A 22,217-nucleotide genomic window follows, 5' to 3' on the forward strand; every position below is an offset into this window, starting at 1 on the left:
ATTCTACCAATACTTTTAGAAAGAAGATAATCGAAGGTAAGAAACTTGGTAATTTCAAGGAATTGAATGATGAAAAATGCGGTTAAATTAGTCCAAAATTATCTCAAATGTATAGGTATATAACATGCAGCAATTTTTTAACATAGCGGTACTACTTATTTTAATGATTTCTTGCCAAAAGCAATTACCACAAAAAGCGAATGTTGAAATAGAGGATGAATATCAAAAAATTGTCCCTTATTCCACACACCCTACAGCCAATGAATGGACATTAGATAACCGAAATAGTGATGAATTTCAAAATGGGATAATAGATACTGCAAAATGGTTTGTACAAGGAAGTAACAATAATTATCACCTCTGGAAAGGAGATGCACCATCGCAGTTTTTTAGTAAGAATATTCAACTGTCCAAAGAACAACTGATCATTTCCTCAAAATGGCAACCGAACTCCAAGTTTTCTAAAGAAAAGTATAACGGAAAAATATATGAGAATGTGACTACAGGAGGCATAGTCAGCAAAAATAAAATCAAGGAGGGCTACATAGAGATCAAAGCAAAAGTTGCTAACTCTAGTATTAAAAGTAGTTTTGGTATTCGAAATTCATTGTTTGAACTTCACCTATTTGATATTGTAGGTAAGCCTCGTTTTTATCAATATATGGAGAGAACTCCATTTCTTTTTAGTTATTATTCCATCAATTCCACTTCTCCTTTACACCGCACAAAGCTATTGAGCATTCCTCTACTGAATAAAGGAAACCTTACCAATGCTTTTCATGTTTACGGTTTTGAATGGGGAAGGCACTACTTAAAATTATTCTTGGATGGCCAAGAAATATATTCTATGAAGAATACACAATTTGAAATCGATTGGCCAATCTCAAAAGAGCCATTCGAAATATGGGTAAATGCTAGTTTGGCTAAGGAATACGGGTTACCAAAAGAAAATGAACTTCCCTCCTTATTTGTGATTGATTACATACGAATCTGGAGAAAAGAGCACCACAAAAAAAGCCCTTTAGTAAAAAACTAAGGGCAGTTTAAATTTCTTTCCTAATAAGCAACCTCCAATAAGGTCGAAGCTTCTTTAGAACCTTTCGCGGTAAGTTCTGTTGTTGTGTTTTTGTACCCTAAACAGGTGTTTTGAATCAATCCTTCATCTTCAAGGATATCCACAATTTCTTTAATTTCGTCTTGGTTAGAGGATAAACCTAAGTGTTGTGCAACTTCTTCGATAGTTCTTCCTTCGTTAAGGCATAGGCCAATTAATAGTTTTTTGACTTTTAGATTTGAATTATACATTTGAGTAAAAGTTTTATGTGTGATTACTTACATCCCATATATGTAAGCGGAACTGTTTTAGTAGGGGTTATTAAGGTGAAAACTTTAGTTAGTTTTCATTCGTAATTGGATTTTTAAAGCTTATGCAATATATCCAAACCTTGATATTTTTTTGATGATAATTATCACTAAATTAAACTTTTAAACCGGTTGAAATACATTTTAACACAAAGTTCATCTAGAGCATCAAAATCATATCGATATGCATAATTTCTGTTTTTTTAGAAGGATAAACATTACCAAGAGGTTTAAATCCTTTTTTCACATAAAATGACTGAGCAGTCAACCTTGCACTCAGTTTAATTTGATCAACATCTAACATTTTACTTTTTTCAATCAATTTATGCAGTATTATTTTACCTATCCCTTGATTTTGATTTTCAGGAGCAATAGCCATCTGAGAAATAATACCCGTTTTATCTACGATGTTTAACCTCCCCGTTCCAATTACTTTTTCTTGATCATTCAGGCAAACCAAATGAAAACCATCTTGTTCAAATGGATCATTTATGAAGTGTTCTGCATTTTCAAGTCCTTCAAAAAAGCATTTGATACGAATTTGTTTTGCCTCACTGTAAAAGGTATGTTGAGTGTTATTGATATATCTTAAGTTCATCTAAATATTGGAAAGCTTAGTTATCGGAGTAATAAATATTCATGCAAATAAAAAACCACCTTAACTTCTAAGGTGGCTTTCTAAAATTTTAGTTTCAAAAAACTGCGATTTATATTCTGTTTCTTTTTGTAGGCATTTTGTTTTTATCTTGACGTAGACCTTTTACCAATGCTCTCGTTTTTCTCAAGTTGTTTTGAACAATCTTCCAATCAACAATATCATTATGTATCAATAATTGCTCAATCTCCTCAGCATCTCCAAAGATCTTACAGCCTACCCACTCCGATGCACATTCCAACGTAAACAACTTCCCATCATAATCATAGACAGGCATTGTAGAAGGTGTACAGTCCACATAACTTTGCCTATCAAATTCTTGAAAAGTATCAACGAGATAATCTTCAAGATGAATAAACAAATGTTCAAACGTAATTAACATCATACTTCTATTGTAGTAACTATCAGTACGAAGATACTGCTCTACATTATTTTGAGCATTCTTACAGAAGCTAAGCAACTCCTGGATCTCTTTTTGGTGTGATTGTTTTTGTATCATCGGGTATTGCGTTTGTTGGTGAAGTAAGCATACTGCAATTTAAAAAGTATTATGATGAAAGCAAGGCGAAATTTCGCTATTTAGTGTATTTCCGACACGTTTAATCTTATTTGTATTAATTTTAAATTAGTGTTATAACGACATTTATAATTAAATAACATAAGTCATAAAAAATAGGCTAGAAGTGTCATAAATGCATTTTTTTATCACAAAACTGACTTTCGTCATGTTTTCTATTGAGGACGATCATGTCGCAACCCATCGTGTTAACCTACATTAGTGAATGAAAAGTAATTAAGGGCATTTTCAATTGATTTTGAACATGTTCTGAGGACCAATAACCACCAATGCAATGATGATCAATTTAAAGCCACATTAGCGTTTTTATAACTCTAGATGTATACAATTGATAAAAAGTGTTCCATAAAAGGGATGTCTTAGCACTAACTTTTGAGCCGTAACCAATCCAAAGTCTTCATAGAAAAGCAAAGTATGAAATGAAGACCCGTTCTTACTAACTCTTGTGGCAGTCCAATTTTAAATAATCGAAGTAAGCCATTTTCTGCCAAATTAGAGTGCATTAATCATTAAGGTTACTCTTAAAGGAAATTGATAAGTTGTTGAATGTGTATTTCAATGCTTATCGAGTTAAGCCTATAAAAAACAACTACTACTTGGAACATCTTTAATATTCTGAGGATTTTCCTCTTACAGAACTAAGGTTCATCGTGTGCATATTCTTTAAAGCATAGAAAGTGGAATATACCACCAACACTTTCTTATTGACTTCAAAAAAAATGACTTTTTGAGGATGGATGTGTACACCCTAAAGAAAACGAAAAAATATACAATTAAGACTAAATCAACGACGATGAAGGACCACAAATCTTCTAAAGCGAAATACCCTGGAAAGCGTGTAGCAATGGATGGTAATACAGTTGCCATCATGTGTGAAAGAGAGTCTACAGATGCAGCAGGTGCGTATCCGATTACCCCATCTACTCAAATGGGTGAATATTGGGCAGAAGAAGCTGCCAGAGGACATTTAAACATTTCTGATAAGCCATTAATTTTTATTGAGCCGGAAGGTGAACATGCTGCAGCAGCTGTTACAGCGGGTCTATCGATGACCGGACAGCGTGCCACCAACTTCTCTTCTGGACAAGGTATCGCTTACATGCACGAATCGCTTTATGCGGCGGTAGGTAAGCGTTTAACGTATGTATTGAACATCGGTGCTCGTGCCATGACAAAGTCTACGCTTAATGTACATGCAGGACACGATGATTATCATGCAGTAGACGATACTGGGTTCTTCCAGTTGTTTGCCAAAAAGGCACAACACGTTGCTGATTTAAATATTATTTCCCATAAAATTGCCGAGCTGGCACTGACTCCTGGTATCATTGCTCAGGATGGTTTCTTGACGACTCACCTTATTGAGTCGCTGAGCCTTCCAGAAAGAGAACTGATCAAAGAGTACTTAGGTAGACCAGACGATATTATAGATACTCCTACTGAGGCACAACGCCTTATTTATGGAGATAAGAGAAGAAGAATTCCTGAAATCTGGGATGTGGATAATCCATTGATGGCAGGTTTGGTACAAAACCAAGATGCTTATATGCAGAGTGTTGCAGCACAGCGTCCATTCTTCTTTGATCATATTCAAGAAATTACAGACCAAGCATTCAAAGATTTTGCTGAATTGACGGGTCGTCTGTATGAAAGAGTAATGACTTACAAAATCGAAGATGCGGATTACTTGATCTTAGGTCAAGGTAGTGTGGTTTCTTCGGCAGAAGTTGTAGTTGATTATTTAAGAGAAACAAGAGGTCTTAAGATTGGTGTTGTTGATTTAGTGATGTTTAGACCATTCCCTGCGGATATGTTAGGCCATATCTTGAAGGGTAGAAAAGGTGTAGTTGTTTTAGAACGTTTGGATCAGCCATTGGCAGAAGATCTTCCGATCATGAGAGAGATCAGATCAGTGGTTACGAAGTGTATCGAGAATGGTGCACACCGTAAGAATGTTCCTTATCCTACGTTGGCAAGCTATACGAAGCCAGAGGACTTCCCTGTATTGTACTCAGGATCATTTGGTATGGGTAGTAGAGATTTACAACCTGAAGGAATTATCGGTGCGGTAGAAAACATGTTGCCTGACGGTGCTCAGAAGAAGATGTTCTACTTGTCGATTGATTTCTTAAAGGAAAATCCACTTTCTCCAAAACAAAGAGCATATCAGGAAAGCATCCAAAAGGCTTATCCAAATATTCAAGACTTGGCAGTTAGAGGTTCTGAAAATCCTAACTTAATGCCTGATGGTGCGGTAACGGTTCGTTTCCACTCTGTTGGTGGTTGGGGTGCCATTACTACAGGTAAGAACTTAGCCATGACATTATTCGATCTATTGGGTTATGATATCAAAGCCAACCCTAAATATGGATCAGAGAAAAAAGGTCAGCCTACTACCTATTACTTAGCAGCAGCACCAGAGCCAATTCGTATCAACTGCGAATATTACTTCGTGGATGTGGTGCTTTCTCCAGACCCTAACGTATTCAAACACACAAATGCGTTAGCAGGTTTGAAAAAAGGCGGTCATTTCATTATTCAAAGTGAAAAAGAAACACCTGAAGAGGTATGGGCTGATATTCCAAAACAGTATCAAAAACTGATCATCCAAAACGATATTCATATCTGGTATATCGATGGATTTAAGATCGCAAGAGAGGAAGCTACAGATCCAGAATTACAGCTTCGTATGCAAGGTATCGCCTTCCAAGGGGCATTCTTCTCGGCTTCTCCATTAAAAGAAAAAGCAGGTCTGACAGATGAGACTTTATTGAAAGCCATCGAAGACCAATTACAATATAAATTCGGAGCCAAAGGACAACGTGTGGTGGATGACAACATGCGTGTGGTGAAGAGAGGTTTCACTGAAATTCATGAGATCACTAACAAGGAATTAACAACGACATCTCAGAAGAAAGATGCGGGTGCGGTTACAGTACCGAAGATGTTAAAAGAACGTCCTGTCAGTGAGTCGAAATTGAGTGATGTGCACCGTTTCTGGGAGCAAACAGGTAACTTCTACCAAAGAGGTATGGGTAATGATAACTTAACAGATCCATTTATCGGATTGAGTTTGATGCCTGCGACGACTTCCCTATTCAGAGACATGACTGGTATTCGTTTTGAATATCCAGAGTGGGTGCCTGAAAATTGTACCGCTTGTGGTGACTGTTATACAGTTTGTCCTGATACAGCACTTCCAGGTTTAGTTTCTGAGCTTTCATCGGTACTAGATACTGTAGTGAAGAGAGTGAAGAAAAATCATTTCGAAGTAACTGAACTTCCAAGAGCGATCCGTAAGATGGAAAGCCAAATCAGAGGTTTATTTAACGGAGATAATGATGAGAAAATCTCAGTGAACCAGCAAATCCATCAAGTAATTGATGAGGCAATTGCTAACCCTGATACGGAAGCGAAATTAGTGGAAGAATTAGGATGGTTCAAAGAAGAATTAGGGGACTTCAAATTTGCATTGACAAGACCTTACTACCATCTGAACGAGAAAAAACAGAAAAACAGTGGTGGTCTATTCAGTATCACATTGAACCCTGCAACTTGTAAAGGTTGTATGGAATGTGTGAAAGTTTGTAATGATGATGCCCTTAAGACTGTCATTCAAACAGAAGGTGCTGTTGCCAAACTACGCAGTGAGTGGGATCTATGGGAAGATCTTCCTACTACTCCTGAGAAGTACAACAGAATTGATGATCTGGAGGAGAAAATCGGACCTCTAGAAACATTGTTATTGAACAAGGACGCTTACGGTGCATTTGCATCAGGTGACGGTGCTTGTTTAGGTTGTTCGGAGAAAACAGTAGTTCACTTATTTACTGCAACAGTGGAGTCATTAATGAATCCAAGAGTTGAGAAGCATGTGAAATACTTAGACGAGTTGATCGGTAAGATGGAGAAACATCTTCAAACGAAACTTGTCGGTACTGTCAATCTGAATGATACAGATATGATGTCGAAAATTGTCACTGAAATGCAGGACAAAGATTTGACAATGGCAGATATCACCAACCGATTTGAAGAAGAAAAAGGCAGTGAGCCAATTGATCAAGAATGGCTAAGAAATACTAGTCAGCTGATTGCTCAATTGAAGCAACTGAAATGGAAATATACTCAAGGTACAACAGGTGAAGGTCGTTCGAATATGGGTATTTGTAACGCCACAGGTTGTACATCAGTTTGGGGTAGTACTTATCCTTACAACCCTTATCCATTCCCATGGGCCAACCACTTATTCCAAGATTCTACATCATTAGCAATGGGTGTATTTGAAGGACACATGGTGAAAATGGCAGAAGGATTTAAAGCAATCCGTAAAGCGGAATTGGAATTAAGCGGAGAGTACAATCCAGCTGAACATGACGACTTCTTCACTTACTTCAACTGGGAGCAATTCTCAGACGATGAGTGGCACCTTTGCCCTCCTGTAGTGGCACTTGGTGGTGACGGTTCTATGTACGATATCGGTTTCCAAAACCTATCAAGAATGATGGCTTCGGGTAAACCAATCAAAGTAATCGTTGTAGATACGCAAGTATACTCTAACACAGGTGGTCAAGCATGTACTTCAGGCTTTATCGGTCAAGTATCAGATATGGCGCAGTACGGTAAGGTTTGGAAAGGTAAATCAGAGCCTCGTAAGGAGATCGGTTTATTGGCAATGGCACACAGAAATACATACGTATTACAAGGTACATTAGCGAATACTACGCAGATGATCGAAGGATTTATTGACGGTCTTCAAGCGAAACGCCCTGCCTTATTCAACTTGTATACAACATGTCAGCCAGAGCATGGTGTAGCGGATGATTTAGGAGCACACCAAGCGAAATTGGCGTTAGAGTCTCGTTCTTACCCAATCTTCAAGTACAACCCTGAAATGGGCAAAACTACAGAAGAGAACTTCGACTTAGCGGGTAACCCTGATATGGAGAAAAACTGGCCTTCATACACATTGAAGTACATCGAGAATGAGCAAGAGAAGGAAATGGAATTGGATATGACATTTGCGGACTTTGCCTTGACTGAAGCTCGTTTCAGAAAGCACTTCAGACAAGTTCCTCGTGATGCTTGGAATGAGGATATGGTAGTGATCAGTGAGTACCTTGAAATGGACGCAGATGATAGAGAAGGTAAATATCCATTCATCTGGGCTGTAGATAGAAAACAACACTTGAACAGAGTGTTAGTGGCTGATCCGATTGTAGAGTCTTGTGAAGAAAGAAGAGACTTCTGGATCATGCTGAAAGGTCTTGCAGGTGTGAAAGAACAACCTGAAGAAAATATCGAAGAGAAAATCAAAGCTGAAGTGGTTGGAAACATTGCTCAGGGTTTGATGAAATTAGCCGGTGGAGGTAATATGAATATGGACAGTTTGGTAAACTCAACTGCCTCTTCCGACACTGCATCATCCCCTGAGTCGCCAGCTGCTGAACAAAATGCGGATTATATCGCACCATGGTTAGAGACAGAAGAATGTACTTCTTGCGATGAGTGTATTAAAATCAATAGCAAAATTTTCAGCTATAATTCAGATAAAAAAGCCTTTGTCAAAAACTCTGACGGCGGTACGTACCAAGACATTGTGAAAGCGGCAGAAAAATGTACTGCTGGCGTAATTCACCCTGGTACACCAGCCAACATGGCGGAGAAAGACGTGGAAAAATGGATTAAAAGAGGAGAGAAATTTAATTAAAGATTGAACCTATGAAAATGTTGAATATTCATAAGGATACGTTCAAACATGGGGTTCATCCACCGGAGTACAAAGAAGAGACCAATCACCTGCCGATTCGTCAATTTGATTTCGCTCCGGTGCTAATTATACCCATGGCACAGCACATTGGGTCTCCTTCAGAAATTGTAGTAAGAGAGGGTCAGGAAGTGGAAAGAGGTCAACTGCTCGCAAAGTCTACGGGCTATGTATCAGTGCCGATTCACGCTCCTGCTGCAGGGATCATCCGTAAGATTGCGAATGTCCCTACCATCTCAGGAAAAATGTCTCCAGGAATCTTCCTGGAGGTATTCCCTTTTTCTGGTCAAGAAGTAGCCGAAGGAATGCCCCTCGATATTGAGACGGCAAGTGCAGATGAGATTTTGAAAGGTATTCAAGATGCAGGTATTGTTGGTTTGGGTGGAGCGGCGTTCCCGACTCACGTCAAATTGAAAGTGCCTGATGATAAGAATTGTGAAGTACTCTTGATCAACGGTATCGAATGTGAGCCTTATCTCACCACCGATCATAGAGTAATGTTAGAACAGACTGAGGATGTCATTCATGGTATTAAATACTTGATGAAAGCAACGGGTGCACCGAAAGCGATCATCGGTATTGAAGCCAACAAAATGGATGCTGCGGAACATTTGGAACGTCATATTCCAGAAGACCTTCCTATCGAAGTGAAAGTCGTTCCTGTAAAATATCCTCAAGGTGCTGAAAAAATGTTGATCACATCCATTATGGGGGTTGAAGTGCCTTCTGGTGGTCTGCCTATTGATGTAGGTGCAGTAGTGGTCAATGTGGCAACAGCTGCAGAGATTGGACGTCTTCTTCCGCATGGTTGGGGCATCCAAGAAAGAGTGGTCACGATCACAGGTCCAGGAGTGAAAAACAAAGGAAATTACCTGATTCCAATGGGAACTCCTTTACGCTACGTTTTGGATCAAGTGGGAGTTAGTGACAACATCAGTGAGGTGTATATGGGTGGCCCAATGATGGGTATGGCCGTTTCCAACCTTGATATTTCAATTGTAAAAGGAACTTCTGGCATTCTTGTTTTCAATGATGAAGACGTGGTTTCCAGAAATGAAGAACACCCTTGCATCAAATGTGGTGCTTGTGTGGAGGCTTGTCCTTTATCATTGAATCCATCAAGAATGGGTTTAATGGCAAAATTCAAAGCCTATGATAGAATGGCGGAGGAACAAAACTTATTGGACTGCTTCGAGTGTGGTTCATGTTCATTCGTTTGCCCTTCACATATCCCGCTGGTGCAATATTTCAGATTGTCAAAATCAATCGTTAGAAAACGAAAATCTGCGAAACAACATGCTTAATAAAACATTACATATCAGTACTTCTCCCCACATCGTGAAGGGGAATAGTACGCAAGTGATAATGAAAAATGTTGTGTATGCCTTAATTCCGGCAGCCTTATTTTCCGTTTTCACTTTTGGTTTATCAGCCTTATTAGTCTTGGGTACCGCAGTAGCCTCTTGTTTGATCACAGAGTATGCTTTGTGTAAAGTTTCAGGAAGAAAAGTGACTACTTCGGATTATTCTGCAGTGATCACAGGTTTACTGTTGGGGATGACCCTCCCTCCTGCTTTCCCGTTGTGGATGGTAGCTTGTGGAGGCTTCATTGCTATTGGCTTAGGAAAGTTTGTTTTTGGAGGATTAGGATACAATGTTTTCAATCCAGCTTTAGTAGGACGTGCGGTGCTGCAAGCGGCTTTCCCAGTAGCGATAACCACATGGACAGATGCTTTATCCGCTGATCGTTTTACAAGTATTCCATCATCCGTTTTGGCTCTGCCATTTATGGAACCTGTATACGATATCACATCGGGAGCGACACCATTATCCGCTTTTAAATTCGATCATCATATTACCCCTTCATTCGATCTTGCCTTTGGTATGATTGGAGGTTCACTAGGCGAAACAAGTAGCTTTTTGATCCTTGCAGGTGGTGTGTATTTGATGGTGAGAAAAATGGCGAACTGGAAGATTACCGCAAGTATTCTGACTTCAGTAATCGTTCTGAGTGGTGCCTTGCATTTGTTTAATGCAGAACTCTACCCTTCTCCATTGTTTATGTTATTCTCTGGAGGATTAATGTTAGGTGCTTGTTTTATGGCAACGGACATGGTAGGATCTCCATTGACCACCAAAGGAATCATAGTTTACGGTGCTTTTATAGGAATCTTAGTCGTTGTCATCCGTATATGGGGTGGACTCCCTGAAGGGGTAATGTACGCCATCTTACTCGGCAATGCATTGTCACCACAACTGGATCAATGGCTAAAACCTAGAGTTTACGGTACATCTAAAAAGAAAAAGTCATGAGTGCAACTATAGAACAACAGGAGCAACCAACATCCAACAGTAAGAAGATGTTGACGGCGATGGTCGGTATAGGAGCCTTGTGTGCTTTATTGATTGTACTGACTTATGAAGGAACCGCCGAAAGAATTGCTTTTCTAAAACAAGAAGCATTGCAAAATGCCATCTTCAAAGTACTTCCAGGCATCGAGAAAACAAGAGCTTTTTATTTGGACAAAGAGGGGCATTTCCAGCCTCTTGCTGAAAACCAAAAAGAAGCTACTGTAGTCTATGCCGGATTTACAGGTCAAGGTGAATTGGCAGGAATAGCAATCCAAGGAGCTGGTCAAGGGTATGCTGATGTGATCAAGGTATTGTATGGTTACAATCCTCAGAAAGAAGAGATAGTGGGTTTCTATGTACTGGAAAGTAAAGAGACGCCAGGTTTGGGAGATAAAATCGAAAAAGATGAAGTTTTCCTTGCCAACTTCGAAGCGATGGATGTAAAGCTGAATGCTGACAAATCACAATTGGTCAACCCTGTTGCCACCGTAAAAAGTGGAGAAAAGAACAACTTATGGGAAGTAGACGGCATCACAGGTGCTACTATTTCATCAAGAGCCATTGGAAATATTCTGAATGAAAGTACTTCAGAAATGCTTCCAATTATACAGCGTAATATTTCGGAATTTAAAATACAATAACGATGAGTACAGTATTGGAAAAAGAACCTCCGAAAAAGAAAGACTTATCCACGGATGAGTTTATTAAAGGATTATGGAAAGAGAATCCTGTATTCGTACAGGTCTTAGGAATGTGTCCTGTTTTGGCTGTAACCAACACGGCAAGCAACGCCCTCGCGATGGGTTTAGCCACTGCCTTTGTATTACTAATGTCGAATATTTTAATCTCCGCATTACGTAATTTTATTCCAAAACAAGTAAGGATTTCCTCATATATATTAATTATCGCCACTTTCGTAACAATCATCGATTATGTAATCCAAGCCATCAGTGTAGAGCTACACAAAAGTTTGGGTGCGTTTATCTCCTTGATTGTAGTGAATTGCTTGATTTTGAGTAGAGCGGAAGCATTTGCCTCTAAAAATACCATCGGTAAATCCATCATGGATGCCTTGGGTATGGGCGTAGGTTTTACTTTTGGTCTATTGTGCTTGGGCGTGGTGAGAGAATTACTAGGCAGTAAAAGTCTCTTCGGTTTTCAGGTATTCCCCGATCAGTTTCAAGACTGGATCGTGATGATTCTACCTGCAGGAGGATTCTTTACACTAGCTTTTTGGCTTTTGATTTTCAACGTTTTCAAATCTAAAAAGATATCATCATGAACAACGAACCTTTATGGGGCATTTTCTTAAATGCCTGTCTAATCAATAATTTTGTTTTAGCGTATTTTCTTGGAATTTGTCCTTTCCTTGGAGTTTCTGGAAAGGTGGATACGGCGACAAAAATGGGGGGAGCGGTGACATTCGTTATGCTGATAAGTGCAGTTTGTGGATACGGCATTCATAGTTTACTTGTATTTATCGACGCACCCTTCCTCCAATTGATCAGCTACATTGTGGTAATTGCCTCAACGGTACAATTGGTGGAAATGATCATCAAAAAGATGAGTCCTTCCCTCTTCCAAGCGTTGGGTATTTTCTTACCCTTGATCACAACAAACTGCGCCATTTTAGGACTTGTATTATTCCAAACCAACAAAGGGTATGATCTTCTTCAAAGTGTATTCTACGCTTTAGGAGCAGGAGCTGGATTTACAATCGCCTTATTACTAATGGCCGGATTACGTGAACAAATGGAATTTGCTGAAGTACCCAATGTGGTCAAAGGAACAGTTTTAACGCTGTTGATCGGTGGTATTTTGTCACTCACATTTATGGGATTTTCAGGACTAAATGGGTAATACTATGCTAATTAAATATTTCACAGCACTCTTAATTCTCGTTGTCATTTTAGTGGCATGGATCGTAGTTCAATCGCTTTGGGGACAACTTTTCAAAGAAGAACTGAACGACGAAGACGTGCTGAAGCATAGATCACAATGTGGAAGCTGTTCATGTGGAGCAGTTTGCAAAAAGCAATTCAAAAAAGCGAATGTTTAAATTAAAAAAGATATTGATATGAGTTCATTAGCAGATTATAAAACAGAAACAACATATAAGGCCAAAGTGATTCTTAGTATTAGAGTATCACCGTCTAAGGCAGATGAAGTTAGGGAAATTATTTTAGAAATAGAAGATCCTAGTTTCGAATGTAAAGTCAATCAAAGCTTTGGCGTATTAGTGGAAAAAGAAGGCGATTTTGGTCAAAAATACCATCACAGATTATACAGCGTTTCTGATATTCCAGTACGTGTGAATGGTAAGACTAGAATCACACTTTTAGTCAAAAGATGTAACTATGTAGATGAGTTCAACGGAGAACAATACAAAGGCATAAGTTCTAATTTCCTATGTAGTAGAAAGGTATTGGATGAAGTAATCATTACAGGACCTTTTGATTTGGCTTTCCAATTACCGAAAGACAAGACAGCCAACATGATTTTGATTGGTATGGGTACTGGTATCGCTCCGTTTAGAGCATTTGTAAAACATATCTACGAAAACGTGAAAGACTGGAAAGGTGCTGTAAGGTTATTCTACGGAGCTAAGAGCGGTCTGGAAATGTTGTACATGAATGAGCAAAACGACGACTTGACACAATACTACGATCAAGCTACTTTCAAAGCATTCCAAGCCGTGACTTCTCACGGTCAATGGTCTGATACGATCACATTGGATGCCACAATTGAAAGTAAAGCGGAGGAGGTATTGAAGTTATTGAATCAAAACAATACGTATATCTACGTTGCTGGTCACGAGAAAATCAAAGAGAATTTAGACAAGGCTTTTGCTACAATTCTCGGAAGTGAAGAAGCGTGGTTAGTACGTAAGGCAGAGTTAATCGCCGGTCAGAAGTGGGCTGAGGTGATTTACTAGGTGCTGGGGTATTTTGTACAAGCGTTACATGTTTCAAGTGTTAAGCGCTAACGTCACTTGGAACTGTTTATTGGCGAAGTCTCCTGACTTCGAAATAAATAAATCTTGCAATCCGTTCGAAGTCAGGAGACTTCGCCAATGGTTAATCACAAGTGACGCCTAACGGCTTAACACTTGCGATAGAGAATTTCACATTACGCTTGTATTCAAAAGAATTACTTTTTTTCACCTCTAAGGGGTGTACTTGGTGGTCCGTAGCGTCAGAACTTTGTTTTGGCGCTACTACATCATATTTAACTTAAAAAAAGAACAAGATATGACAATAATAACTGCACTTTTGGCTTTGGGAGGACTGACACTCCTACTCGCCATCATGCTGATTGTCGCCAACAAAAAGTTCTATGTCTATGAAGACCCGAGAATTGATGTTGTCAACGATCTACTCCCGCAGGCCAATTGTGGTGCTTGTGGATTTCCAGGGTGTAAACCTTTTGCGGAAGCAGTTGTCAAAGGTGAAATATTACCTGGAAAATGTTCAGTAAATACAGAAGAAGGTCAGCAGGGTATTGCTTCTTACTTGGGTGTAGACTTGGGTAAAGAAGAAAAGCAAGTGGCTCGTCTCGCTTGTGGTGGTGGTACCAACGTTGCTGTCAATCGATCAAAATACGAAGGCCTCAAAACCTGCCAAGCTTCCTCATTAATTTCAGGAGGTGACAAAGGCTGTTTCTGGGGTTGTTTGGGTTTAGGAGATTGTGCCGTTTCATGTGATTTCGATGCGATTTCACTCAACGAACATTCCCTTCCGGTCGTCGATGTAGACAAGTGTACCGCTTGTGGTGATTGTGTAGAAGCATGTCCGAAAGGCCTGTTCTCTATCCATCCTATTAGCCATCGTTTATGGGTCAACTGTAAAAACCTTGAAAATGGTGATGCAGTGTTAGAAGAATGTCAAGTGGGTTGTTCAGCATGTGGTAAATGTGCTGTAGATGGAAAAGGCAACTTAATCTCGATGATCAACAACTTACCTGCCATCGATTATGGTAAAGATCACAAGTCACAAGACGCCATTCAACGATGCCCAACGGGTGCAATTGTTTGGTTAGACGACAAAAAAGGAATCATTAAAGGTCCTGAAAGTAAAAAGATTATTCGCAAAGGAAAGAGAAGATTGGAAACTTCCTAAAAGTATTTTAAACCAGCAATACTCTATTACTAACAAAGTTCTAGATACTTATTATTTAGGACTTTAATCATTTGCTTTTAAATTTGTCAAAAGCGTATCAATCTCATTTTTTGAGTTATTGGTACGTTTTTTTTGTGCGAAAAATTATATAACAAAACAGTGTTATCCACCCCAAATATCATATTTATTGAATTTTGAAATTCATTGACATTAGATTAATCAAAGATAAATTGTAAATTGTGTGCAATAATTACCTTCATCGACTTTTTTGTATCATACAATTGGTAGTAAATTATGCTTACTAAAATATTAGCTAATTTCTATTTTTTACTTATCATCATTGCTATTAACACAGAATGTTACGGTAAAAAATCATCAGATCAAATTCTCGTTCAAACCCATGAACTTGAAGTTGATGCACTCCCTTCATATATTCCTATTACTCCCGATCAACACTATTTGATCAAGAGTATCAAATATGCTGAGATAAATCTAGAAGCAAAGGAAGCAACAGAACAGATTCTATTTTTCAATGGATGTACTTTCTATGACTTTAAATTGTGGGTAATAGAAAATGATACTATTTCCAGTCATCTACACTATGGAAATACAGTCAACAAATTTCCCGAAGATAAATCAAAAGGCATCTCTATTCCCTTAGTATTTAAAGCTGGTGAAAAGAAAAAAGTTATCTACAGCCTACACGACCTTGGTTTTGCTTATAATGATAGTTTTAGCCTAAAAAGTCCGAACGAATTAGAAAAGTACTTTGAATATGAAAAGTATGTGAAAATAATTTGTCGTACACTAATAGGTATACTTTTATCAATTGGTATTTTTCTAGGCTTCTATTTCAGGAAAATAATTTTTCTGTATTATTTCATATCAACCCTTACAGGTTTAGCTTTTATAGAAGCAGAATATGGTTTCCTAGTCAACCTCATTCCTGATGATTACAATTCTAAATTCGTTCAGGCCGTGATTATCCAATTCCATCACCTTTCTTTTTTCTGCTTTTACTATTCTATCATCTTCAATTGTAAAGGTTTAGATAAAAGAATTCCTAAAACAATGCGCTTTTTCATGGTGATGGCTTTTTCTAGTATCCTAGGTCTCTTTATCTTCCCTCAAGAATCTCCTATTGTTAATACGCTCTACGTGCTATTGTGTGGTACAGGTATGACGGTTATCTTTTCTTTCATTACTTATATTTTATACAAAGGGTATAAGCTAAAATTATTAATTGTAAAACCTATAATTTATGCATTTATACTAAATATGGTGATCATAATGGCTTTTTCGGGGTTGGCGAACTTCGGAATAATCCAAAAAAATGAGACCTCAAGAACCATTTTCTTCTATTTATTTACCTTTAATGCATTCTACTACATTAGTGTAATACTATATAAATATTATCGATTGATTCAAGACCGAAAACAATTGTTGTATAAGTACAATAATGTACAGAGAAATTACTCTTTGGCGTTAATGGAAGGTCAAGAAGATGAAAAGAATAGAATCGGGAGAGAGTTACATGATCATATTGGTGCTAACCTTGCACTCATCGATAAAATGGGAGGCCTTTTTAAAGTCAATAAATCGGAAATTCTTTCAGATACAATAAGAAGCTTAGATGACATGATTTATGGGCTTAACCCCAAAAACCAAAAGAGTTTTGATGATATTTTATTAGAATTTCTAAAACAATATCAAGCCTATAACCTCAATATTCAAGCCTCAGTGAGTGTCAATGCTTTTATTTCTCCACCCGTCCAAAATATAATTCTATGCATTATACAAGAGCTTCTTTCAAATGCTTTAAAGCATAGTAAAGCCGATAATGTATTCATTGAAATTAATGGAGATTCTTCCAAAAAACAAATCAGCCTTTTCTATATGGATGATGGAGTTGGATTTACTTGTGAAGAAAATTATGATGGATTTGGAATCAAAAACATGAAAAGCAACATCGAAAAGCTGAATGGCGAAATGTTTATTGAAAAGACGCCAAATGGCACAAAAATTAGTTTTATTAATGCTCAAATCAATGCACTAAGCACTACATCTTTATCATGAAAAATTATTGCTTTTTATTGTTATTGACTCTTTGCCTTTTCTCTTGCGTTTCAGAAACAGATAATAGCTTCACTTACGAAATCTGTAATATTAACGCTGTTGAAGAAGATAATTTATGGGCTGATACTCCCTGCCAAGACATTACCTACGGTTATGGTGACACCCATTATTTCAAAGTAACCGTCCATAGTTCAATTAATCAAGAACTTGTTTTAAAGATCAATAGTGTCTTGGTTAAAAGTTTGAAATTATGGATCATTGATGAACAAAATTTAATAGCAGCTGAAGAATATGGGTGGGCCAATAATAATATTCCCGAAAACATAAGTTATGGTTATGGCAAACCTTTTAATATAAAAGCAGGTCAGCCGACAACTATTTACTTTACAATTTACGATGAATATTGGCCTATAAATCAGAGTATTAAAATTTATAATAGTGCTACATTTCAAAAAGTATACAATCAAGAAAAAACAATTAAAGTAGTCTGTAGGTCATTGATTTTAATTACTGTTTTTTTGAGTATAATCGGAGGTTTATTTCTTAAAAAACGTGTTTTTGTCATTTACGTACTTTGTGCCATTTTTTATGTTTCCTACCCTGACATGGAATATGGTTTCTTTGCTAATCTTTTTAATTTAAGTGTTGCCATACATACCAAATACCTACTTCTTATTATTTCTGGGGCTTATCATTATGTTGCTTTCGAGCTCTATAGCCATATTATATTTCAACAGAAAAATCGCCTTGGTAAATATGGGCTGATCTTCGAAAAATCAATCATACCGATCATCATTCTTCATTTCATTGCCATCTTTTTCAGTGAAACTGAATTCATGATTGAGTCTCAAAAGTTCCTGATCAACTTGGCTTTTCTCATAATTGCTTTATCTGATATTGGTATTATCAATTTACTTTATTTGGGTATAAAAGAGAAAAGGAAAATGGTTTACTATGCATTGGGTATTTTCTGCATCACAACCATGACAGTTATTTTATTTTCAGTCTTACCTAATGCAAACCTTATTGAGAAAAGTGAAATTAATCGCTACATCTTTCATATCATTATTTCATTTGATATGACTGCCTATCTTACCCTGATGTTTTATCAAACATATATTATTTACAAGGAGAAAGTAGATTTAGAAAAAGAGCAGCTTAAGATCAGTCAGAAGTATACCTCAGCATTAATCGAAGGACAGGAAAAAGAAAGAAAGCAAATCAAAGCTCAACTTGATGAAGAAATTAATCATAATTTAGATTCAATTCAAAAAGCAGATAACATGGATGCTCCTTCCATACTAACATCGATCACAAATACTATTTCAAAAGTAAGGTCTATCAGTCATTATTTGGTTTCTCCTGATTTTGAAAATGAATCGCTCTATGATGTAATTGAGGATCTATGCCTTCAAAAAAAATATAGCTTGGCTAAAATACATCTAAGTATCCCTACGTTACAACCTAAGACTGATTTGCTTATCAAAAATCAAATATATAGAATTATACAAGCACTACTAGATCTTTCATTAGAGCACCCTCATCATCAAACTATACATTTAAGCGTACTCTCGGAAGATGATCAAATAGATATTTATTTCGAAAATAATATCGAATTACAATTTAAAAACTCAAACATGCTTCAACGCCTCAAAAATAGAGTGTTTACCATTAATGGCAAAATAGATATCAATACTTCCGAAATTGGTACATATATCAGTATAGAAGAGATAAGAATTTAAAATATGTTAGTGAAAAATAAACCCCATGAAACACTCATGAGGCTATTTAACTTAACTATTTATTACCTGTTTAAAGGAAAGTGAAATGAAGCTTTATGATCACACATTGATCTCGTTTTGTATCAAAAGAGTTTTAGGTGATAACTTTTCATTCAAGTCTACCAACTTCTCTTTGTCTAGTTTTGCATTTTGTTGAATCAGTTTCATGCCTACCACGTATGCTTTTGCATTATTGATGGCATACACCGAACGTATTTGATCTCCTTTGAAAAACCATATCGACCATTTCTTCTCGTCTTCTTTTCTAATGATATGATTGTCTGCGTCAATGGTTAAACCTGCAATTTGTAATTTAACATCATACTGATCAGACCAAAACCAAGGAAGGCTGTTGTATTCCTCTGAAGTTCCTGTAATTGACTTTGCGACGATCTTAGCCTGATCTACGGCATTTTGAACAGATTCTAACCGTATCGATTGATCATAGATAGCACTATAGTGTGTATTACAATCACCAACTGCATAAATAGTATCTTCTGATGTTTTGCAAAATTTATCTACACTTATACCGTTGTTATACTCTAAGCCCAATTGATTACTTATCGTTTGATTGACAAAAACGCCAACTCCCATAATAATCATATCGCATTCAAAGGCCTTACCTTCTGCTGTAATAATGGTCTGAGTTTGTCCTTCATTTTTAATCTCAGAAACACTTGATTGAAGTTCAATTTGAACCCCATTATTTTGATGTAATTCTAAGAGAAATTCTGAAAGTGTATTGGCATTGACCTTGGGTAATAATTGTTGTTCCCTTTCAAAAACAATAACCTCTAACCCCAACTTTCTTAAAGAAGCTGCCGTCTCTAAACCAATGTATCCTCCACCTACAATAGCCACTTTTTGTACTCCACCTTCCAAGGCGGCCTGAATACCTTTTACATCTTGAATATTACGCATTACAAAAAGGTTCCTTGCCTTATCTATTCCTTTAATTGGAGGTATAATAGGAGAGGCTCCCGTCGCTAAAACCAAAAAATCATACGATATTACAGTTCCATCATTCAGTTCAACAGATTGTGTCTTTTTATCTACTTTTGTTACTTCTTGCCCCAAAAGTAATTCTATACCTTCATTCGTATACGCTTGCTCTCCTTTCAATGGAATATAGCCACTTTCATCTTTTACTGTAAGGTAAGTTTTAGAAAGTGGAGGTCTCTGATATGGTAAGTTGGGGTCTTTATCAACGATCACAATCTTTCCTTCCCACCCTTCTTTTCTCAAGGAGAAAGCCACATTCACACCTCCGTGACTTCCCCCAATGATTACACAACATTTATTATTATCCATTTACTTCACAACATTAAGCACTACACCATCCAATGCTTCAGTTACTTGCAACTGACAGCATAAACGACTGTATTCGTTGGCGTCATCATCCAACTCCAACATATCTTGCTCGATTTCACTTGCTTCTCCCAACTTATCTGCTGAAGCAGGATCCACTTGTACATGACATGTAGCACAAGAACACACTCCTCCGCAATCACCGTCTATTCCTTTTACATTATTTTGTACCGCCAATTCCATTACCGATCCCGCTGTTCCTTCTACTACAATTGACTCCTGATCTTTTGTTATAAATGTTATTTTAGCCATTTCTATTCGTGTTATTTTGGATGTCTCATTTCTAGCCCACGACTTAAGTCTTGGGCTAGAAATAAGGATTAATTAAAACTTACAGTGATATTTTTAAACCCTACTTTACGGTTAAACTCACCCCACTCTTCTATATTTTCTTTCGCGTCTTTGATTTCAATATCACTCACTTTTTCCGCTAAAGAAGTCAATAATATTTTAAGAATTTGTCGAGCATGTGTAGCACCAAGACAGTTATGCGTACTAAAACCAAAACTTACGTGAGGGTTCACTTTACGATCTAAAACTACCTCATTTGGATTTTCAAAAACAGCTGAATCTCTATTGGCAGAAGCCCAACATAATGATACTCTTGAATCATTTTTAATAGCATGCTCACACACTTGTGTATCTTCAGTCACCACTCTTCCCATGTGGGTCAACGGTGCGAAATAACGCACTAACTCTTCCACTGCTCTACCCGTAATTTCAGGTTCCTGAGCAATGCGTTTTAAAGAATTCGGATGCTCTGCGAAGTAAGCAATAGAGTTTGTTACGGCATTAATTACTGTATCTCTACCTCCCGCAAACGTTAAAATCATCACCCCTTTCACTTCTTCTTTAGTCATTTTCTTACCATCCACTACAGCAGAAAGTAATAATGAATAAAGATCATCACCTGGGTTCTTACTCGCTTCTTCAATTTTCTCGTCTAAATAATCAAAAAGAATATTGGCTTTTCCACCATCCAAATCAGTGTCCTCAGAACGGAAAACGTGTACTCCCCAATCAATCCAAGTCTCTGATTCTTTATAAGGCACATTCAATAAAGTAGTCAGAGCTCTTGATTGTAATTTCAAAGAAAAATCGCCTACTACTTCAAACTGATCTTTCGTCAATACCTCATCAATCAACTCATCAATAATCGTCTTCAACACTTTTTGATACCCCTCTTCCAACGGTCTTTTGAACCAAGGCTCTACCAAATCTCTATACGATTTATGCTCTGGCGGATCTACTTCAAATGGGATCTGACGAATGTCTCGGATATGCACTTCTGAAGGCACTACGATACGCCCTGGCTCTGCTCCTGAGATAAATGTTTTCCAGTTATGTGCTGTTTTTCGAACATCCTTCAAGCGTAGTAGCATCGTAACAGGATCATTCTGATCATCTATTTCACCATACCCTTTTTCAATTCTTGCTTGTTCAAATGCATCTGGAAATTCGCTTAGTTTGGTTTTCTTATCTTCTTTCAAGTGTTCCATACCTTGTGTCGTTTGAGTGTAAAAAAATCAAGCATAAGAGCACTTATTCTTACCTATTTAATTTAGAAGTTATATTATGAGTTATGATTTCTAATGCTTGAGTGATACCACAAAGTAATGGAGTTGAATTGGGGGAATCTTTCTGTTTTTTCGTTAATTAGTTATGTATTTTATCATTGTTATGTTGAATTGATAGTTTTTAAGGTAAAAAACAGAAATTATGAGGGTGTTTTTTGAAATTTGAGCTGTATCCGCTTAATTAGATTCAACTAAACAATATCATCATGACCATCATATCAAAAGCAAACAAAGGAACATCTATATTCATCTTACTTCTAAATCTTTATTACATCCCTATGACACTAAAAATTATCATCGCAAGAGGTGGAACTTGGGGGTTTGGGTTACTTGTATTACCTATTTTCTTGACTTTCAATCTATGTCTTATTTCTGCTTATCATGGATTTCGTGGTAAGAATTCTGAAAGTTTTGGGTTGTTGATGTTTAATTTGATAGCTAGTGTTGTAGGAGCTTATATTTTATATGAAATAGAATTCAAGCTTTATTTTGAATAATAAGAACCGGTATTTTTTATGTTGCCGTGAGCTACAAAGCATTACGAACACATCATCAGCCCACGATTTAAATCGTGGGCTGATGATGAA

19 protein-coding genes are annotated in these 22,217 nt (G+C 37.3%); 13 read left to right on the forward strand and 6 right to left on the reverse strand.

Features of this window, described 5'->3' with window-relative positions; all coding sequences use genetic code 11:
• The first annotated feature begins 124 nt into the window (after window positions 1-124).
• Window positions 125-1,036: a family 16 glycosylhydrolase gene (locus PL77_RS23235; protein ID WP_082026698.1), complete on the forward strand. Its 912-nt coding sequence runs from the start codon at window positions 125-127 to the stop codon at window positions 1,034-1,036.
• A 20-nt stretch (window positions 1,037-1,056) separates the two neighbouring features.
• Here the strand turns inward: PL77_RS23235 and PL77_RS23240 are convergent, their stop codons facing one another.
• From PL77_RS23240 to PL77_RS23250, 3 genes are all read right to left on the reverse strand, one after another.
• Window positions 1,057-1,305 carry a hypothetical protein gene (locus tag PL77_RS23240; RefSeq protein WP_044210836.1) on the reverse strand — a complete coding sequence of 83 codons (249 nt, stop codon included), beginning with the start codon at window positions 1,303-1,305 and terminating at the stop codon, window positions 1,057-1,059.
• A gap of 217 nt (window positions 1,306-1,522) precedes the next feature.
• Window positions 1,523-1,960 carry a GNAT family N-acetyltransferase gene (locus PL77_RS23245; RefSeq protein ID WP_052444667.1) on the reverse strand — a complete coding sequence of 146 codons (438 nt, stop codon included), beginning with the start codon at window positions 1,958-1,960 and terminating at the stop codon, window positions 1,523-1,525.
• A 109-nt stretch (window positions 1,961-2,069) separates the two neighbouring features.
• The gene (locus tag PL77_RS23250; RefSeq protein WP_044210837.1) at window positions 2,070-2,516 is read right to left on the reverse strand and encodes a hypothetical protein; all 447 of its coding nucleotides are present in this window, start codon (window positions 2,514-2,516) and stop codon (window positions 2,070-2,072) included.
• Window positions 2,517-3,387: 871 nt separating this feature from the next.
• On the opposite strand from PL77_RS23250, the gene PL77_RS23255 reads away from it, so the two are divergent.
• The 11 genes from PL77_RS23255 to PL77_RS23305 all read left to right on the forward strand — a co-directional run bounded on the left by PL77_RS23255 (window position 3,388) and on the right by PL77_RS23305 (window position 18,646).
• Window positions 3,388-8,301 (forward strand): 2-oxoacid:acceptor oxidoreductase family protein, encoded by a 4,914-nt coding sequence (locus PL77_RS23255; protein WP_044210872.1) that lies wholly within the window; start codon window positions 3,388-3,390, stop codon window positions 8,299-8,301.
• 17 nt (window positions 8,302-8,318) lie between these two features.
• On the forward strand, window positions 8,319-9,662 hold the full coding sequence (gene rsxC / locus PL77_RS23260) for an electron transport complex subunit RsxC (RefSeq protein ID WP_216595935.1): 1,344 nt from the start codon (window positions 8,319-8,321) through the stop codon (window positions 9,660-9,662).
• A complete protein-coding gene (locus tag PL77_RS23265) occupies window positions 9,655-10,671 on the forward strand; it encodes an RnfABCDGE type electron transport complex subunit D (RefSeq protein WP_044210841.1) in 1,017 nt (338 codons plus the stop codon). Before rsxC ends, PL77_RS23265 begins: the two co-directional genes overlap by 8 nt.
• Window positions 10,668-11,351 carry an FMN-binding protein gene (locus tag PL77_RS23270; RefSeq protein ID WP_044210843.1) on the forward strand — a complete coding sequence of 228 codons (684 nt, stop codon included), beginning with the start codon at window positions 10,668-10,670 and terminating at the stop codon, window positions 11,349-11,351. Before PL77_RS23265 ends, PL77_RS23270 begins: the two co-directional genes overlap by 4 nt.
• Window positions 11,352-11,353: 2 nt before the next feature.
• On the forward strand, window positions 11,354-11,992 hold the full coding sequence (rsxE, locus tag PL77_RS23275; RefSeq protein ID WP_044210845.1) for an electron transport complex subunit RsxE: 639 nt from the start codon (window positions 11,354-11,356) through the stop codon (window positions 11,990-11,992).
• Entirely contained in the window at window positions 11,989-12,570 is a 582-nt protein-coding gene (locus PL77_RS23280; protein WP_044210847.1) for an electron transport complex protein RnfA, read from the forward strand. Before rsxE ends, PL77_RS23280 begins: the two co-directional genes overlap by 4 nt.
• A 4-nt stretch (window positions 12,571-12,574) precedes the next feature.
• Window positions 12,575-12,769 carry a hypothetical protein gene (locus PL77_RS23285; protein ID WP_156152505.1) on the forward strand — a complete coding sequence of 65 codons (195 nt, stop codon included), beginning with the start codon at window positions 12,575-12,577 and terminating at the stop codon, window positions 12,767-12,769.
• 18 nt (window positions 12,770-12,787) lie between these two features.
• The gene (locus PL77_RS23290; RefSeq protein WP_044210851.1) at window positions 12,788-13,645 is read left to right on the forward strand and encodes a ferredoxin--NADP(+) reductase; all 858 of its coding nucleotides are present in this window, start codon (window positions 12,788-12,790) and stop codon (window positions 13,643-13,645) included.
• 316 nt (window positions 13,646-13,961) lie between these two features.
• On the forward strand, window positions 13,962-14,828 hold the full coding sequence (locus tag PL77_RS23295) for an RnfABCDGE type electron transport complex subunit B (RefSeq protein ID WP_044210853.1): 867 nt from the start codon (window positions 13,962-13,964) through the stop codon (window positions 14,826-14,828).
• A gap of 294 nt (window positions 14,829-15,122) precedes the next feature.
• Complete coding sequence (locus PL77_RS23300; protein WP_044210854.1) at window positions 15,123-16,904, forward strand: ATP-binding protein; 1,782 nt, start codon at window positions 15,123-15,125, stop codon at window positions 16,902-16,904.
• Window positions 16,901-18,646, forward strand: a complete 1,746-nt coding sequence (locus tag PL77_RS23305; protein WP_044210856.1) for a hypothetical protein — start codon at window positions 16,901-16,903, stop codon at window positions 18,644-18,646. Before PL77_RS23300 ends, PL77_RS23305 begins: the two co-directional genes overlap by 4 nt.
• 99 nt (window positions 18,647-18,745) lie before the next feature.
• Here PL77_RS23305 and PL77_RS23310 read toward each other — a convergent pair whose 3' ends face one another.
• From PL77_RS23310 to PL77_RS23320, 3 genes are all read right to left on the reverse strand, one after another.
• Complete coding sequence (locus PL77_RS23310) at window positions 18,746-19,996, reverse strand: NAD(P)/FAD-dependent oxidoreductase (protein WP_044210857.1); 1,251 nt, start codon at window positions 19,994-19,996, stop codon at window positions 18,746-18,748.
• The gene (locus tag PL77_RS23315; RefSeq protein ID WP_044210859.1) at window positions 19,997-20,305 is read right to left on the reverse strand and encodes a 2Fe-2S iron-sulfur cluster-binding protein; all 309 of its coding nucleotides are present in this window, start codon (window positions 20,303-20,305) and stop codon (window positions 19,997-19,999) included.
• Window positions 20,306-20,373: 68 nt separating this feature from the next.
• Entirely contained in the window at window positions 20,374-21,552 is a 1,179-nt protein-coding gene (locus tag PL77_RS23320) for a cytochrome P450 (protein WP_044210861.1), read from the reverse strand.
• A gap of 284 nt (window positions 21,553-21,836) precedes the next feature.
• Here PL77_RS23320 and PL77_RS23325 point away from each other — a divergent pair, with 284 nt between their 5' ends.
• Entirely contained in the window at window positions 21,837-22,127 is a 291-nt protein-coding gene (locus PL77_RS23325) for a hypothetical protein (protein WP_044210862.1), read from the forward strand.
• The last annotated feature ends 90 nt before the right edge of the window (window positions 22,128-22,217 follow it).

The organism is Flammeovirga sp. OC4, assembly GCF_000812565.1.
GTDB lineage: Bacteria > Bacteroidota > Bacteroidia > Cytophagales > Flammeovirgaceae > Flammeovirga.